Annotated in this window: 14 protein-coding genes; 4 read left to right on the top strand and 10 right to left on the bottom strand. The window is 32.7% G+C overall.

The window, feature by feature from the left end; genetic code table 11:
• Window positions 1-15: 15 nt before the first annotated feature.
• The 8 genes from P0R33_RS15060 to P0R33_RS15025 all read right to left on the bottom strand — a co-directional run bounded on the left by P0R33_RS15060 (window position 16) and on the right by P0R33_RS15025 (window position 6499).
• Complete coding sequence (locus P0R33_RS15060) at window positions 16-648, bottom strand: 7-carboxy-7-deazaguanine synthase QueE (RefSeq protein ID WP_276171994.1); 633 nt, start codon at window positions 646-648, stop codon at window positions 16-18.
• Between the two features lie 100 nt (window positions 649-748).
• Complete coding sequence (locus tag P0R33_RS15055) at window positions 749-2416, bottom strand: tetratricopeptide repeat protein (RefSeq protein ID WP_276171993.1); 1668 nt, start codon at window positions 2414-2416, stop codon at window positions 749-751.
• 18 nt (window positions 2417-2434) lie between these two features.
• Entirely contained in the window at window positions 2435-3358 is a 924-nt protein-coding gene (locus tag P0R33_RS15050; RefSeq protein ID WP_276171992.1) for a substrate-binding domain-containing protein, read from the bottom strand.
• A 6-nt stretch (window positions 3359-3364) separates the two neighbouring features.
• On the bottom strand, window positions 3365-3592 hold the full coding sequence (locus P0R33_RS15045; RefSeq protein ID WP_276171991.1) for a hypothetical protein: 228 nt from the start codon (window positions 3590-3592) through the stop codon (window positions 3365-3367).
• Window positions 3592-4395 (bottom strand): energy transducer TonB, encoded by an 804-nt coding sequence (locus tag P0R33_RS15040; RefSeq protein WP_276171990.1) that lies wholly within the window; start codon window positions 4393-4395, stop codon window positions 3592-3594. Before P0R33_RS15040 ends, P0R33_RS15045 begins: the two co-directional genes overlap by 1 nt.
• A gap of 39 nt (window positions 4396-4434) precedes the next feature.
• Complete coding sequence (locus P0R33_RS15035; protein WP_276171988.1) at window positions 4435-4992, bottom strand: biopolymer transporter ExbD; 558 nt, start codon at window positions 4990-4992, stop codon at window positions 4435-4437.
• Between the two features lie 19 nt (window positions 4993-5011).
• On the bottom strand, window positions 5012-5623 hold the full coding sequence (locus P0R33_RS15030) for a biopolymer transporter ExbD (protein WP_276171987.1): 612 nt from the start codon (window positions 5621-5623) through the stop codon (window positions 5012-5014).
• A gap of 51 nt (window positions 5624-5674) precedes the next feature.
• On the bottom strand, window positions 5675-6499 hold the full coding sequence (locus P0R33_RS15025) for a MotA/TolQ/ExbB proton channel family protein (protein WP_184159650.1): 825 nt from the start codon (window positions 6497-6499) through the stop codon (window positions 5675-5677).
• A gap of 381 nt (window positions 6500-6880) precedes the next feature.
• Here P0R33_RS15025 and P0R33_RS15020 point away from each other — a divergent pair, with 381 nt between their 5' ends.
• Entirely contained in the window at window positions 6881-8398 is a 1518-nt protein-coding gene (locus P0R33_RS15020; protein ID WP_276171986.1) for a helicase HerA-like domain-containing protein, read from the top strand.
• Between the two features lie 161 nt (window positions 8399-8559).
• Here the strand turns inward: P0R33_RS15020 and P0R33_RS15015 are convergent, their stop codons facing one another.
• Window positions 8560-9903 (bottom strand): NAD(P)/FAD-dependent oxidoreductase, encoded by a 1344-nt coding sequence (locus tag P0R33_RS15015; RefSeq protein WP_276171985.1) that lies wholly within the window; start codon window positions 9901-9903, stop codon window positions 8560-8562.
• Between the two features lie 165 nt (window positions 9904-10068).
• Between P0R33_RS15015 and P0R33_RS15010 the strand changes: the two genes are divergently transcribed.
• The 3 genes from P0R33_RS15010 to P0R33_RS15000 all read left to right on the top strand — a co-directional run bounded on the left by P0R33_RS15010 (window position 10069) and on the right by P0R33_RS15000 (window position 14256).
• The gene (locus P0R33_RS15010) at window positions 10069-10863 is read left to right on the top strand and encodes a helix-turn-helix transcriptional regulator (protein ID WP_276171984.1); all 795 of its coding nucleotides are present in this window, start codon (window positions 10069-10071) and stop codon (window positions 10861-10863) included.
• Window positions 10864-10941: 78 nt separating this feature from the next.
• Window positions 10942-12450, top strand: a complete 1509-nt coding sequence (locus P0R33_RS15005; protein WP_276171983.1) for a class A beta-lactamase-related serine hydrolase — start codon at window positions 10942-10944, stop codon at window positions 12448-12450.
• Between the two features lie 357 nt (window positions 12451-12807).
• Window positions 12808-14256, top strand: a complete 1449-nt coding sequence (locus tag P0R33_RS15000; protein WP_276171982.1) for a serine hydrolase — start codon at window positions 12808-12810, stop codon at window positions 14254-14256.
• 122 nt (window positions 14257-14378) lie between these two features.
• On the opposite strand, the gene P0R33_RS14995 is transcribed toward P0R33_RS15000, so the two are convergent.
• Window positions 14379-16769 (bottom strand): penicillin acylase family protein, encoded by a 2391-nt coding sequence (locus P0R33_RS14995; RefSeq protein WP_276171981.1) that lies wholly within the window; start codon window positions 16767-16769, stop codon window positions 14379-14381.
• Window positions 16770-16804 lie beyond the last annotated feature (35 nt).

The raw sequence follows: 16804 nt of genomic DNA, 5'->3' as shown, positions 1-16804 counted from the left end.
TCTGAAGGGATTTTTTTATGGAATATTTAAATACTTATGCGTTTGTAATGAAACTCTCCATTTCGGATTATTCATAACATAATCAACAATTAGCGGCGTCATTTCTTCTTTTTTGCTCCACTCTGGTTGCAGAAACAAGATAGCATTATCATTAACTAATTCTGCTTGTTCCTCAGCAAAAATAAAATCGTGTTTATTATAAATGATCACTTTCAACTCATGTGCATTATCGTAAACAGTTTGAGTAGGTAATTTATTTTTTTTCGGAGAAAGACAAATCCAATCCCATACTCCTGATAACGGAAAAGCACCTGAGGTTTCTATATGAACCTTTAAGTTTTTTTCTTTTAAACTTTTTGTCAGAAGCGTCATATCCCAAGATAGAGGTTCTCCACCTGTTACAACAACAGTATCAGCATATTTTGCCGCGTTATCTACAATTAAGTCAATGCTTGTTGGCGGATGAATTTCTGCATTCCAGCTTTCTTTAACATCACACCAATGACACCCAACATCGCATCCTCCTATCCTAATAAAATAAGCAGCCCGCCCTGTATGCGCACCTTCTCCTTGAATGGTATAAAACTCCTCCATCAAAGGAAGCATTGCTCCTTTATTTACTTCTAACTGTATTTCTTTTGGTAACATTATATTATTTTAAGAGTGCAAAGATAGTCAATAATATACATAACAAAAAAACCGATAGTTTTTTGAACTATCGGTTTTTGATTTATTATAAAAATCTAGATTATTTTAAAGATTTTATAGACTGTGTAGCATAAGAGTTTGCTGGATCTAATACTAAAGTTTTATTGAAATATTCAACAGCTTTAGCTTTGTCTGTATTTGCATAAGCAGCACCAATTGCATTGTAAGCCTCAATAACTTTTTTAGTTGTTGCAGGTTTTGCTAACTCTTCTGGACCTTTAGCAGTTATTTTAGTAACATACTCTTCGTAGTTTTTAATAATCATATCATCTTTATCCAATGCACTGTTGATTCTTCCTTTGTACAAGTAAGCTTCATCATATGATGGAGATGCTTCAAGAACTTTATCAAAAGTAGCGTTTGCATTTTCTAAAGCAGCTTTATCACGGCTTTCAGCAGGTTTACCAGCATTACCGTAGTAAACAGAAATTCCATAATATACAGCATCATCTAAATAATTTTTAGACTCTTTATTGTTTGCACCAAGCTCAAAGATTGATGCAGCTTGTGTATATTGTTTTTTACTAAATAATTCTTTTCCAAAATCAGCAAATTCTTCAACTACTAATGGCTCTAATTCGATTGCTTTTTTGATGTCAGCTAGACCAGCGTCAAAAGCAGCTTGATCAATTGTTCCATCAGCAGCAGTTCCTTTTTTAATTTTAGCTAAACCTAAATAGTAGTAATCTCTTCCAATTACTTTATTTCCTGGAGCTTTAATAAAATCTTCAATAGATTTAATAGCCACGTCAACATTTCCGTTTTCATAAGCAGCATAACCTAAATATCTAAAGATTCTAGGATTTACTTTATCCTGAGCAATCATTTTGTTTGCTACAGTTTCTAATTGTTTGTAATCTTTAACCAAGATCAAGAAATCTGCGTGACGCATTTTTGAATCTAAAGAGTAATCTGTTAAACTCAAATATTTCTCATAGTTTGTAATTGCATTTTGCAAATTAACTTTAGCTGTAGAAGGCTTGTTTCTCGCCCATTTGTAATACGTTTCAGCAAGCTCTCTGTAAACTGGTCCGTAATTAGCATTTAAAGCAATAACTTCATTAAATGATTTAATAGCTTCGTCGTAAGATTTAGCTCCTTTCAACAAAACTCCTAATTGCATTTTCGCTCTTAACAAAGTGTTATCAGCAGTAAATGCATCGCGGTAAGATTTGTATGCATCATTTTGATTGTTAGATCCATAATATGCATCTCCAATAGCTAAAAGAGCTTGAGCATTTTGAGGATCAACCAATAAAGCACGTTTTAAAACATCAACAGCACTTTTGTAGTCTGGATTTTCCGAATTCATATAAGCTCTAGCAATGTAAATAAATTCATTTACATCTTTTTTTCTCATATCTTTTGTTGCTAAAGCAAAATTTGCTTGAGCAGCTGCTGTATTCTTAGCATCTAAATCTAACTGTCCTAAACCAATATAGCTTAAGTTTTTCTTATCTGAAGCTTGTAATCCATTATTGTAATAGATTTTTGCAGAGTCAACAACAGATTGATTTAAATAAACATTTCCTAAAACAAAATTCGCTTCACCGTCAGAAGGTTTAGATTTAATGATTGATTTAAGTATTGTTTTTGCTTTATCAAACTGTTCTGCATCAATAGCCTTTTTTGCTTCATTGATGTCTTGCGCTGTTGCCGCAGTCGCCGAAGCTACTAATGCAAGACTAAAAATTTTAAATTTATTCATCTTTCTATCGTAATTAATTTATTCTTTATCTTTTATAATTTCATTTCTTATTTTAAGTTTTCTTCCAGGAGTTTTGTATGGAAGTAAACCTGATTTCAAAACGATTCTTTGTCCAATGTCTCCAGCTATAAATGAAGCAAATCCCATTCCTAGTCCTGAATAACCTTGACAGTTAATTATAAACAAATCACGTGCCAAAGGGTATTTCCCAATTTCTAAGTCATTTTGAGTAGGGCTAGAGTATTCATTACTATTTAAGCCTTTTACATAAAGAACGTTTATTTTATTTATAGTTTCCGTCATCTCGGGAGTAGGTTGATAAAACCAGTTAATACCAATAACTCCAATCATACCTTCATTTTCAGAAACAAATTTGATCACTTCATTATTTGTTTTAAACGAGAAAACTCCAGATTTCGGAACCTCTTTTACTTTCGCTAAATCTTTTATATAACGAACTGTACTTGAGTTAGGATTATCAAAAACCAACCCTTTAATTTTGGGATCAGGTTTACCTTGAAGAAAATCGATTACACTTTTCAACGCAATAAGTGTATCATTATTGTTTTTACTTGAAATAAATGCAATAGCATCATGAGCAAAAGGTGTTACACGCGGATTGATTTTACTTTTTTCAAATCTAGCTTTTTCCTCTGCCGTTAAATCTCTAGTCGTTATTGCAACTTTTGTTTTTTGATTCAACAAATCATTGATTACTTCAGCTTCCGATTCTGGTTTAACCGTAATTTTTGCATCATAGTAAGTTCCTTCAAAAACAGCAACCTGATCATCTACAATTTGCTTTACTGTTTCATCAACTGCAATATCAAGTGATCCTTTTAAAATGGTTTCTTTTTCAGCCTCATTCTTATTTTTTTGGTTGCAAGTAACAAACAAAAAGACAAAAACTATTAACCCCAAAGCCTTACTATATTTCAACATATCTTTTTAATCTTTTGAATTAATTAACCTTAAAAATCTAATTGCAGAATATACAATTAGCAATCCTCCGAAAGCATATCTGTATTTTGGTTCCATATTAAGCGGAAGTTTTTTCCAGAACATAATCATTAAACCGAGTACAAGATAAATTAAAAAAAACAGTATTCCTAAAACAAGAAGAAATCGCTCTTTGAGCGATTTCTTCTGAATATTATTAAGCATATCTTTTAACATTATTCTGCAGATTGAATAGTAATAGGAAGAGAGTATAATACCCTAACTTTTTTACCATTTTGCTCGCCGGGAGTCCATTTTGGACATTTTTTAAGAACACGAATTGCTTCTGCTCCTGTTCCGTAACCGATATCTCTTAAAACTTTGATATCTGTTAACGACCCGTCTTTTTCAACTACAAACGTAACGTAAACTTTACCTTTTAATCCTTCTTCCTCTGGAGTTTTATAATTGTTACCTACGAATTTGTAGAATTTATCAATTCCTCCTGGAAAATCTGGTTTTACTTCGATACCAGCTGTGTTATATACAGTGTTATCTTCTTGTACAACCTCTGATACTGGACCTTTTCCAACTGGCTCATCTACAGTTAAAACTGCATCTGGATCTCCTTTGATAGTTTCAGCACCAACTTTTTTATCCTTCAAATCCACAATTTTTGGTGGATCTTCAGTTACTTCTTCTGCTTTCGCAACCACCGGTTTTACGAATTTCACCTGATCCACTTTTGGTGGTGGTGGTGGTGGTGGCGGTTGATTTGGTTTAATTTCCTCTTTTTTCTTAGGAGGTAATTTTACCGTTGCGATCTTAATATCGTTGTTTTCTTCCACTTCTTGCGAATCTGGTAGTAAACTAGCAATAAGAGGTGCAGCTACAGCAAAACTAAAAATAATAGAACCGATAATAAGTGCTTTCACAGTTGTCTTACCGTTCGATTTTCTTAGCTCGTATGCCCCATATATCTTATTACGCCCTTCGAATACGATATCAAGCCATTGATTTTTTATAATATCTAATTTCATATCTCTTGATTTTTAAGTTGATAAAATTTAAGATTGCTCTTATTTTTTATCAATCACTTTTGTCTCTTCTGGTGTAAACTCAGGAACGATAGCATAAGTATCTACTCCTGTAATTGCCATTTCATCCAAAATATCAACCAAATTACGGTAATTTGATTTCTTAGTTGGTTTAATGATCACAATGATACCATTTTTAGGTTTCCCTAAACTTGCAGAATATGCTAAAACATTTTTCTTTTGTTTCAACAATTCTCTACGGATTCCATCTTTACCATAAGTAATGTCTTTAGGACCTACTTTAGGAGTAGCTAATAAACCCATATAGTAAACCATTTTGTTATCACCACCTAACATTACTGTCATGGTACGATTCTCGTCTACTTTAGTGTCTTTATTATCTTTCTCATTCGGATCTTTATCTGGCAGAGACAAATCCATGGATTGAGGTTTTGACAACGAAGTAGTTAACATAAAGAATGTAATCAATAAGAATGCCAAATCTACCATCGCCGTTAAATCGACTTTCGAGCTTTGTTTTTTGCTTCTTACTTTACCGCCTTTACCACCACCGCCGTCGCCAGTATTTAATTCAGCCATTTTAGTGTATATTTTTTAATTAAAAGTCTCTCCCTCTCTTACCTGTAACCAAGTTAAAAGAGTTGATTTTCTGATCTTGTAAGATATCCATAATTTTTTTAATTTTTGGATATTCTTCTTTAGCATCTCCTTTTATAGCAATCTGTAATTCTTTGTCATCTAAATCAATTGTCGCTCTTCTAGAAATAAGAAGCCATTCTTTTAATTGATTATCTAATGAATCCAAAGGAATTCCAGGTTGTTCTGCTTTGGTTCTGTCCGCCGCTTTCATATCAATGATTTGCTTTAAACCTGCGATTGGCACACCAAAATCGTCCATAAGAGAAAATTTGGTTTTATCTTCTTCTGAGAAGTTGATACCGTATTTTGCTCCCATTCCTTCAAGAGTTCTTTTACGAATCTCTCTACCTTTGATGTCAAAAAACACTTTTCCTTTTCCTATTGTAATAATAGCCAAATCTGAATCTGGCAATTTAGTTTGAGCAACAGAAGAAGGCATGTCTACAGGAAGTGCTTCTGGCACTTTAGCAGTAGCGGTCAAAATAAAGAACGTTAGCAAAAGGAATGCAACATCACACATCGCAGTCATATCTGTCGATGTCGACTTTTTTTTCATTTTTATTTTAGCCATTATCTTTTTATTTTATTTTTTTGATATTGAAATTGAAATATCAAAAATTAATTATTGTCTTAAACTTCCTCTGAATTTTCTGTAAGTATTAACGATTGTAGTACCAGCCTCATCGATAGAGTAAGTTAAATCGTCAATTTTAGCAGTAAAGAAGTTGTAAGAGATGATCGCTAATACAGAAGTAGAGATACCTGTTGCAGTGTTGATAAGTGCCTCAGAGATACCTGTTGCAAGAGCAGCTTGATCTGGAGTTCCAGCAGAAGCTAACGCACCAAACGCTTTAATCATACCTGATACAGTTCCTAATAAACCTCCTAATGTTCCTAAAGATACTAAAGTAGAAACGATAGTCATGTTTTTCTCTAACATTGGCATTTCTAATGAAGTTGCCTCTTCGATTTCTTTGTGGATTACTTCAGAAGCTTCTTCACTGTTGAATCCTTCTTTTTTAACGTCTTGATATTTAATCAAAGCAGATTTAATTGCGTTTGCAACAGAACCTTGTTGTTTGTCACATGAAGCGATAGCAGCCTCGATGTTTCCTTCCTTAATACTACCTTGAACATTTTTCATGAATGTATCTAAATTAGCTTTTCCAGCAGCTTTAGAGATAACAATAAATCTTTCAATAGAAAAAACAACAACCATTAAGAACATACCTAATAATGCTGGTACAATAAAACCTCCTTTGTATACCATTCCTAAAGTATTGATTGGGTGACCAGTTTCTGGATTCCCTCCCTCAAAGTTAGCAGGAGAACCCATAACGAATTTCCAAATTAAAAACCCAACTAAGATACACGCTACAATAATGATTCCTGTAATCATTCCTCCCCCATTTGAAGTGCTCTCTTTTTTAACTTTAACGTTTGCCATTTTTTTTAATTTTAATAGTTTTAAATAATTTTTATTTTTTAGTTATATTTAACTTGTAGAGGAGCAAATTTATACGTTTAGTTTAAATAAAAAAACTTTTTTTAATTTAATTGACCGAAATTTAACTTCAATTTAAAAAATATCTCATTAAATTGGTCGCGTCATTTTTTAGATAAAACAAAAAATACGACGATAATTAGAAAAATTACAACGTTTTAGTAAATATTCAAAGATTCCTTTGATATCTTCTTAAAAAGCTGCGAATTTTTTTTTTATTAATATTTCAATCAAAAAAGCCTTTTTCTTACTAAAAAAAAACATAATAAAACCGCTCTAAAACAAAGCTACACTTATATAATCACCTAAATTACAAATAAAAACATGAATAAAAAAGACAATTTTATTGAAGCTATAAATATAGGGTATTCTTCAAAGGGTGATAGTATCATCTTAGGAGGGGCAATACTTGATGGAGAGCCACTTGCAGAAGCACATGTTAAAATTCCGCTTAAAACTTTAAATCGCCACGGATTAATTGCTGGTGCAACAGGAACCGGAAAAACTAAAACAATTCAGGTTTTTTCAGAACAGCTTTCTAATGCGGGAATTCCTGTTTTGATGATGGATATTAAAGGTGATTTTAGCGGTATAGCCAAAGAAGGAAAAGAACAAAGCTTTATTACAGAACGTCATGCTAAAATGAATATACCTTATAATGTAGCTTCGTTTCCTGTAGAATTAATGTCTTTATCAAAACAAAATGGTGTACGTTTAAGAGCGACCGTTTCCGAGTTCGGACCTGTATTATTTTCTAGAATATTAGACCTTAATGATACGCAAGCTGGCGTTGTTGCTGTAATCTTTAAATATTGCGATGATAACCAAATGCCTTTATTGGATTTAAAAGACATTAAAAAAGTTATCAATTATATTACTGAAGAAGGAAAAGATGAAATTGCTGCGAATTATGGAAAAATCTCCACGGCAACTACTGGAACAATTCTGAGAAAAATTATAGAATTAGAACAACAAGGCGGTGATTTATTTTTTGGCGAATTATCTTTTGAAACCGATGATTTAATGCGAATCGATGAAAACGGAAAAGGTTACGTAAATATCATTCGCTTGACGGATATTCAGGACAAACCTAAATTGTTCTCGACTTTTATGTTAAGTCTTCTTGCTGAAATTTATCAAAAAATGCCTGAAAAAGGAGATGCAGATCAACCAGAGTTGGTGATTTTTATTGATGAAGCGCATTTAATTTTTAACGAAGCAAGCAAAGCTTTATTAGAACAAATTGAAACTATTGTAAAATTAATTCGTTCTAAAGGTGTTGGTGTTTATTTTGTAACGCAAAACCCAATGGATGTTCCGAGTGGGGTTTTAGCGCAATTGGGTTTAAAAATTCAGCACGCGCTTAGAGCTTTTACAGCAAATGATCGTCAGGCTATTAAAAAAACGGCAGACAATTACCCAACTTCGGAATTTTATAAAACAGACGAATTGCTAACTAGTTTAGGAATCGGTGAAGCTTTGGTTACTGCGCTAAACGAAAAAGGTATTCCGACTCCTTTGGTTGCAACTATGATGCGCGCGCCAATGAGCAGAATGGATATTTTAACAAATGAAGAAATTGACGAAATAAATGCCAAATCTAAATTAGTTAAGAAATATGTTGAAGAAATAGATCGCGAAAGCGCTTATGAAATTCTAACAAAAAAAATAGAAGAAGCAAATCAAACCGCAATTGAACAAGAAGAAAAAGCACCAACAAAATCTTCAAAAGCAGAACCGAGTACGGCAAGCGTTGTTGGAAAATCAGTTTTGAAAGTAGTAACAAGCGCTACCTTTATTAGAGGTGTTTTTGGCGTTTTAACCAAAATCTTTAAGAAGTAAAAAATATTAAACCATATAAGTTATATAAGTTCATTTAATTTATATGTTGAATTATATTAAGTCAATAAATACCAAACCCGACAGGTTTTAAAACCTGTCGGGTTTATCATTTTATTCGCAAAGCATTATTTTAGCTTATTTAACTTATATTGTTTAAAAAATTATGCGTTTTGCAGCAACTCCAAAATTTTATTTTCAACTTCTGGTGAGTTCCAGATATTTTCTATGTTGTCTAGTTTTAAAACTTCTTCCATAATTCCGTTTTGAAAATCGCCAATTGCTAATGCTTCTGCATACGGACGATCGCTAAAAGTGACGCGGCTGTAAAGCGGAATCCATTTATCTGGATGTTTATCTGAGAATATTTTCTCTATTTTCTTTTGCAATAAAAATTTTTCGTCCGCAGTTTTGGTACTCATTTCAAGAAAATTTCGATACGAAAGTTCTGCAATTGCATCTGTATTTGGTTTTCTTGAAATCTGATATTCTGCGAAAATCTTTTTCCAATCGTCTCCGTATTTTTCAATCATTTCATTTAAAACCGTAATATCTTCAAAACCTGCATTCATTCCTTGCCCGTAAAACGGAACAATCGCGTGACAAGCATCTCCAATTAAAGCGATTTTATTTTCAAAAGTCCAAGGAAAACATTTCATTGTAACCAAAGTACTCGTTGGATTTTTGAAGAAATCGTTTGCCAATTCTGGAATTACTTCTATCGAATCTGGGAAATTTTTCTCGAAGAAATCTTCTACCATTTTTCGATCTGTTAAAGATTCAAAAGAATTTGATCCTTCAAAAGGCATAAATAAAGTACAAGTAAAACTTCCGTCAAGATTAGGAAGCGCAATTAACATATACTCGCCTCTTGGCCAAATATGAAAGGAGTTTTTATCTAATTTATGTGTTCCGTCTGGATTTGCTGGAATATTCAATTCTTTATATCCCATATTTAAAAATTCCTGAGAATAATTAAACATACTCTGACGCTGCATTCTATGGCGGATTCTAGAAAAAGCACCGTCAGCTCCAAAAACCATATCAAATTTTCGTTCTTCCCACTCGCCTCTTTCGCTTTCACCTATATGTAAGGTTGCATCACTTAGCGTAACATCCCAAACTTTTTGTTCAAAATGAAACTCAGCTCCAGCTTCTTCAGCAAGATCAATCATTTTTCGATTCAATTTTCCTCTTGAAATAGAGTAAATAGATTCGCCTTCCTGACCGTAATTCTGAAAATTCAATTTGTCTACCAAATGTATGGCGCGTTTGTCCATCGGAATTGCAATTTCACGAACCGAATCGCCAACGCCAACTGCATCGAGCGCTTTCCAGCCACGATTGGACATTGCCAAATTAATGGAACGTCCAGAGAAATTTATTTTTCTGATATCTGGGCTGCGATCATAAACGTGAACGGTGTGACCGGCTTTTTTAAGATAAATTGCCAGCAGTGATCCTACAAGTCCAGAACCAACAACTGCAATTTTTAATGAAGTTTGCATCGAGGAAAATCTAATATATTGGGACGTAAAAATAAGTAATAAAAACACATAAGCTTTAAAATAAAGGAAATATTTGCCTATAATGATTTGTAAAAAAACTTCAATTACCTATTTTAGACTACAATTTAAGATTTCGAACAATAACTTCAAGAGAATTAAAAATAAATGAACCTCTATTCAGAACATTACGTAACTCAAAAGGCAGAAAGGTTCGTCAATAAAATTTGGTGTCTGGATAATAGCTTCGGCGAAAGCCTGATCGAAAATAAACTTGTTTTGCCAAACGGCTGTTTTAATCTCGCTATTGTTTCTGGAAATGCAATCGAAGTTCATACCAGTAAAAACAAATATATGATGAACGAAGGAATCTACTTTTGTTCGCAAATGACTAACAAAGTTTTGGTGAATATTCAACCTAAAACTAAAGTTACTATAATTCAGTTTCATGCTTGGACACTTTCATTTTTTCCAAAATATGATTTGAGCAATTTTACAGATTCTATTTTCAAAATTAATCCTGAAGAACTTCCTTTTCAAGTCGAAATCGATGCTCAAATTGAAATCTTATTAAATACTATTAATGTTTATTTTGAAGAATTATCGTATTTACATTCTGAAAAAAATGTAATTGAAAAGATTTGCGAAATCATTAAAATTCGAGAAGAAGAAATTTCGGTTTCAGAAATTAGTTCAGAGCTTAATTTTTCGCAACGATTATTGCAGATTAAATTTAAAACCGCAACTGGATTAACGATTAAAAAATACATTCAGATTTTAAAGTTTAGAAAATCGGTAGATCAAATGGTGAATGCTGATTTAGAAAAACTAAAACTAACGGATATTGCACTTTATAATAAGTATTTTGATCAGTCTCATTTTATAAAAAAGTTTAAAGATGTGACTAAAACAACTCCAAAAACATTCGATCCAGATTTATATTTTCTTTCGAAAAAAAGATAAGATTTCGCTTTTGTACAATTTTAGGAGTTTTGATTGAATTATTTTTGCAAAATCATTAATCATCAATCAATCATCAAAATGAAAATCAATCATTCTTTTTTTCCATTAAAAGTCTATTTAATTGGAATATTACTTTTTCAAATTCAAACTGGATTTTCTCAGGAAGAAAAAAACTCAGAATTGTACAAAACCATTATGTCAAAAGATAGTCTTCTTTTTAATATTGGTTTTAATACTTGCGATATTAAACAATTTGAAAATTTGTATACAGAAGATTTTGAATTCTATCACGATAAAGACAGCATTTCGGACAAAGCTCGATTTTTAAAAACTCTCAAAAGCGGAATTTGTTCTCCATCAAGAAAATCAAATTACCGTAGAGAATTAATTAACGGAAGTACCGAAATTTATCCCTTATCTAAAAATGGTATTCTATACGGCGCCATACAAATGGGAACGCATCGCTTTTATGAATATTCTGAAGGAAAACCAGAAGAAGCAGGCAGTTTTGCAAAATTTACACATCTTTGGCTTTTAAAAAATAAAGAATGGAAATTAGCTCGATCTCTAAGTTATAATCATCAAATGATAAGTTCTGTAGCCAATAAATCTGGTCTTTTTGATAATGACGAAGAAACCGAAAAATGGCTAAAAGAAAATAATGTTCCGACTTTAGGACTTGGAATTATTTCTGACGGAAAACTAAAACAGGTAAAAACTTTCGGCAATCTTAAAAGAGGCGTTTCTGCACCATATAATACCATTTGGAACGTCGCTTCGTTAACAAAACCTGTTACAGCAATTGTAACTTTAAAATTGGTTTCGCAAGGAAAATGGGATTTAGATGAACCGCTTTATAAATATTGGACTGATCCAGATATTGCAAAAGATCCTTATTTGAAATTATTGACGACTAGAATTGTTTTGAGCCATCAAACTGGTTTTCCGAATTGGAGGTATTTTAATGACTCTAAAAAACTGGATTTTAAATTTAAACCAGGAACAAAATATCAATATTCGGGTGAAGGTTTTGAATATTTGAGAAAAGCTTTGGAAAAGAAATTCCATAAAACTTTAGATCAATTGGCATCAGAATTAATTTTCGAACCTTTGAAAATGAATGATTCTCAATTGGTTTGGAATGACAAAATTGATCTTTCGAGATATGCCGTCAATTACGATAAAAGCGGAAATGCCTACGAACCTACAAAAAACAAAACCGCAAGCGCCGCCGACGATTTACTAACTACGATTCAAGATTACGGAAAGTTTTTGTGCAGCGTTATGAATAGTGAAGGTTTAAACAAAAAGGTTTTTGACGACATGATTTCGCATCAAGTTGCTACAAAAAAGGACAAATATTTTGGTCTTGGTTTCGAAATTTATGATTTAGGAAACGAAAATTATGCTCTTTCGCACGGCGGAGCAGATAAAGGCGTTCAGACCATTTTTATTTTACTGCCAAAGACAAAAGAAGGCTTAATTATTTTTACCAATGTTGATGACGGCTATAAAATTTATGAAAATATCGTTGTGCATTATTTAGGAAAAAACGGCAGAAAAATAGTCGATATCGAAACCAAATAATCAAAGATTTACAATGTTCTAATTCTGGATAAAATGGTAAAGTTTTTCATTCTCGCATTAGTGTTCTTAAGCAAACTGCTTGCTTAATTTAGACGTAAAAACATTTGTTAGTTATGAGCATAGACCTTCTGTGAAAAACAGTTTTGGTCTGTGCTTTATTTTTTCATAAAAAAAACAGCAAATCTTGAAACCAAACCAAAAAACAATCGTCTAAACTTTGGAAGACATAATTAAATTCTAGTAAAAAAAATCATAATTTAGATTTAAAATACTGAATATCTTTTTGTTACCAAGTTTCAATCATCAATCAAAAAAACGAATCATTTATTAATCCAAAAATCATAATAAACAATCATCATGAAAAAATCAATCAAACTTATTGCACTTTTTGTTGTTTTTCAACTCTCAGCTTTTAGCAGTTTTGCTCAAGAAAAAGCAAAACAAATCGAACAGATTTTAAACAAATACAACGAATACGGACAATTTAACGGTTCGGCTCTGGTTGCCGAAAACGGAAAAGTTATTTTTAAAAAAGGTTTTGGTTCGGCAAATATGGAATGGAATATTCCGAATCAGCCTGACACTAAATTTAGATTGGGTTCAATCAGCAAACAGTTTACGGCGCTTTTGATAGTTAAACTTGCCGAAGAAGGAAAATTAAAACTAGATGTTCCGATTACGACTTATTTGCCAGATTATCCAAAAGAAAATGGCGATAAAATTACTACGCATCATTTATTAACGCATACTTCTGGAATTCCAAATTATACTAATGCGCCAAATTTCTTTAAAGAAAAATCTAGAAATCCTTACACACCCGAAGAGTTTGTAAAAACGTTTTCAAATCTTCCGCTCGAATTTACGCCTGGCGAAAAATTCAATTACAGCAATTCTGGTTATTTTTTACTGGGTTATATTATAGAAAAAGTTTCTGGCAAAACATACGAACAATATTTACAGGAAGTTATTTTTACGCCTTTAAAAATGGTTAATTCTGGTTACGATCACAGCGATCTAATTTTAAAAAACAGAGCTGCTGGTTACGAAAAACACGGAAAACAAATTGTAAATGCGGCGTATCTTGATATGAGTATTCCGTATGCAGCTGGATCTTTGTATTCTACTGTTGAAGATTTGTATTTATGGGATCAAGCACTTTATACCAATAAGTTGCTTAATGAAAAAAGCATGGAATCTTTATTCAAACCGTATATTTCTGCAGGAAGAGCTTTTTATGGTTACGGATGGTTTATTGATGAAGTTGAAAATGGCGACAAAGGCAAACTAAAAACCATAGGACATGGAGGTGGAATTAATGGTTTCAACACCATCATTTCAAGATATCCTTCAGATAAAAATCTAATTGTTTTATTGAATAATACTGGCGGAACTGTTTTAGGCGAAATGAACAATGCCATTCAAGCTATTTTATACAATCTGCCTTTTAATCAGCCGAAGAAATCTCTTGCTCTAGATTTATTAGATATTTATAATGAAAAAGGCGCTTCAATTGGAACCGAAGCGTATAAAAAATTAAAAAATGATCCGTCTTATGCAATTAAAGAAAACGACATGAATCGTGTTGGTTACCAGTTATTACAAGATGGAAAAAAGAAAGAAGCTATCGAAGTTTTCAAAATCAATACCGAAACTTTTCCAAAATCTGGAAATGCATACGATAGTTTAGGAGAAGCTTATTTAGCCGACGGCGATAAAAAACTGGCTATCGCGAATTATAAAAAATCAGTAGAATTGGATCCGACAAATGAAAACGGAAAAAAAGTTTTAGCTGAGATTTCGAAGTAGATTTTTTTTTTGAAAGGGACAAAGGCTCAAAGAGACAAAGGTTCAGAGGTTTTTATTGAAACCTTTGAACCTTTGCTATTAAGTTTAGGATGAACTTGAAACTTTAAACATGAAACCTGAAACTAATTTCTCGGTTTGAAAACCAGTTTAGTCGAAGTTTTTACAATTTCGTCTTTGTTTAATTTCATTTTTCTAAACTTTCCAGCGTTGTACATCTCAGCTTGATCGTCGTAATGTTTGCTGAAAGGATTTCCAGATTGTCCTGTTGGTAAAATACTCCAACTGTTTTCTACATCAGAGAAATCAACAATTCTTCTTGTTGAAGGTCCGCCTTTTGTGTAATATTTTCCTTCGTCGTTAAATCCGAAGAATAAATTATTGATTACTTCATTTGATCCTGGCGAATTGAAAGGCCCGACATTAAATAATCCTCTAAGCGCTTTTACTTTTCCTAAAGGATGTTCGTGTTCTACAGTGTGCACTTTTCCCCAATTCCATTCTGAAATGTTTTCTCCCAATTGATTTTGTAATGAAGCAACAGCATCATGAAATGATTTTGAAACCACGTCTTTTCTCGTTTCTTTTACATTTTTGGTTTTAATATTATCCCACCAAACCGAATTTTCATTTTTAATTTGATTGGCGATAACTTGTTTTCCAAGTGAAATTCCGGTAAACAAGTCGAAATTTTCCTTGCCCATTTCGTCTTCAAACGTATTTTTCAGATACAGATAAATCCATTTGTTGTAAATCGTTGGCGCAACGTCTTCTAGATTTGTTGTTCCTTTCCAAGATTTTAAAACTGCAATTACTTCTTTTTCTTTATTTGAAAGCGGTTTTGCATCCAAACTAGAAATTAAATCTTTTACTACACCAACTGCAACATCAGAAGTATTATCGTAAATCATTTTGCTGATCGCTTCTTTATCCCAATCTGATTTTGCATCTAAAATTCCTGAAATTCTTTTCGCGCGATCTTCTGGCAAATAATATCCTGGATATAAATAACCATTATCAATTGCTTCTGGCTGATTATTTGCAGAATAAACATAACCCCATTTCGGATTTTCAGCCGACGGATTCTGTTCGAAATCTAAAAACTTTGTAATATCATCTTTACCGCTCGAACCGTCTAAAATTAAATGTGTATTTACGCCTTCATTGTGTCGATACAATTTTCCGCTTGCCCACCAACCAACATTTCCTTTGGCATCCCCGTACATTACATTTAATCCTGGCGCAGCAATTAAACTAACTGCTTTTTTAAAATCCATAATATTTTTAGCATGCGAAAGTCCGTAAGCTGCATCTAAAATCTGAATCGGTTCTCTAGTGTAAGTCCACGACATTGCAATCGGATTTTTCTTTTCTAGACGTTCCATCAAATCATTCATAATTGGACCGTGACGCGTTATTTTAAATGTCATCACAACATCTGAAGAATCTTTTACTTTTATCGTTTTCTTTCTGATTTTATATTTGCTAAAACCTGTTGGAGTTTGATATTGAGTTACATCTCCCGTTTTATTTTTTTCTTGGTAAAAATCGATGTCATCATTTTCAAACATCGTCAAACCGTACGCATAATCTCTGTTGTGCGCCAAAAGCGGAAAGGGAGTTCCAGCCAAATAACAGCCATACAATTCCTGTTTTGGCGTGACGATATGAGCTTCGTACCAAGTGGCAGGCTGAGAAAACCCAATATGCGGATCATTCGCAAAAATAACTTTCCCTGTTTTCGATTTATGAGGTCCAACAACCCAACTATTACTTCCAACAAAAGGCGGAATTGGAGATTGATCTAACATTGCCGTTATTGTTTTTGAAATCTCGGTATATTCTTCTGTTTTCTCTTTTGAGACTTTGATTTTGGTGTTATTAAATTCGCCTTCAATACCTAAATCTTTCAAGTACGCAGCGCCAAATTTGTTTTTAATATCTGTCAATAACGGATCTGTTTTTTGAGCCATTGCAAAACTAAAAGACATATATCCGAAAATATTGTAAACGTCTTTTATGGTAAATTTTTGCTTTTTTACTCCAACCAAAGTAAACTCAATTGGCGTTGTTCCTTCATCCAAATATTGGTTAATTCCATCTAAATATGCTTGCGTTAATTTATTACTTTCGCTGTTTTTATCTAATTTTGCAATGGCTTTCGCTGAAGCTTCTTCGATACCAATTCCCGCAAAAAATTTATCATTTTTAAGTGCGACACCTCCGAAGATTTCTGACAATCGTCCTGGCGCAATTCGACGCAATAATTCCATTTGCCATAATCTTTCTTGCGCGTGTACATAGCCTAAAGCCGTCATAGCATCTTCTTCAGAATCAGCGTAAATGTGAGGAATTCCAAAATCATCAAAATAAACCGTGGTTTCTTTTTCTATATTTTTAAGTTGCACTTCACCTTCGTATTTTGGTTTCAAATGAAAAATATAAGCAAACAAACCAATTGCAATCAATACAATAATAACCAATAAAGTCAGCAGAATTTTTTTAAGTATTCTCATATTCTAAAAACGTAAAAAGGGTAAAAATTCAAAAT

The organism is Flavobacterium sp. YJ01 (assembly GCF_029320955.1).
Lineage (GTDB): Bacteria > Bacteroidota > Bacteroidia > Flavobacteriales > Flavobacteriaceae > Flavobacterium.
Note: the sequence above shows the minus strand (reverse complement) of the source record. Positions and strands in the feature narration are given on the sequence as shown.

What these genes read in the sequence shown, in the direction of transcription:
- P0R33_RS15060 (WP_276171994.1), bottom strand. Translation starts at nt 648, where the DNA reads ATGTTACCAAAAGAAATACAGTTAGAAGTAAATAAAGGAGCAATGCTT.
- P0R33_RS15055 (WP_276171993.1), bottom strand. Translation starts at nt 2,416, where the DNA reads ATGAATAAATTTAAAATTTTTAGTCTTGCATTAGTAGCTTCGGCGACT.
- P0R33_RS15050 (WP_276171992.1), bottom strand. Translation starts at nt 3,358, where the DNA reads ATGTTGAAATATAGTAAGGCTTTGGGGTTAATAGTTTTTGTCTTTTTG.
- P0R33_RS15045 (WP_276171991.1), bottom strand. Translation starts at nt 3,592, where the DNA reads ATGTTAAAAGATATGCTTAATAATATTCAGAAGAAATCGCTCAAAGAG.
- P0R33_RS15040 (WP_276171990.1), bottom strand. Translation starts at nt 4,395, where the DNA reads ATGAAATTAGATATTATAAAAAATCAATGGCTTGATATCGTATTCGAA.
- P0R33_RS15035 (WP_276171988.1), bottom strand. Translation starts at nt 4,992, where the DNA reads ATGGCTGAATTAAATACTGGCGACGGCGGTGGTGGTAAAGGCGGTAAA.
- P0R33_RS15030 (WP_276171987.1), bottom strand. Translation starts at nt 5,623, where the DNA reads ATGGCTAAAATAAAAATGAAAAAAAAGTCGACATCGACAGATATGACT.
- P0R33_RS15025 (WP_184159650.1), bottom strand. Translation starts at nt 6,499, where the DNA reads ATGGCAAACGTTAAAGTTAAAAAAGAGAGCACTTCAAATGGGGGAGGA.
- P0R33_RS15020 (WP_276171986.1), top strand. Translation starts at nt 6,881, where the DNA reads ATGAATAAAAAAGACAATTTTATTGAAGCTATAAATATAGGGTATTCT.
- P0R33_RS15015 (WP_276171985.1), bottom strand. Translation starts at nt 9,903, where the DNA reads ATGCAAACTTCATTAAAAATTGCAGTTGTTGGTTCTGGACTTGTAGGA.
- P0R33_RS15010 (WP_276171984.1), top strand. Translation starts at nt 10,069, where the DNA reads ATGAACCTCTATTCAGAACATTACGTAACTCAAAAGGCAGAAAGGTTC.
- P0R33_RS15005 (WP_276171983.1), top strand. Translation starts at nt 10,942, where the DNA reads ATGAAAATCAATCATTCTTTTTTTCCATTAAAAGTCTATTTAATTGGA.
- P0R33_RS15000 (WP_276171982.1), top strand. Translation starts at nt 12,808, where the DNA reads ATGAAAAAATCAATCAAACTTATTGCACTTTTTGTTGTTTTTCAACTC.
- P0R33_RS14995 (WP_276171981.1), bottom strand. Translation starts at nt 16,769, where the DNA reads ATGAGAATACTTAAAAAAATTCTGCTGACTTTATTGGTTATTATTGTA.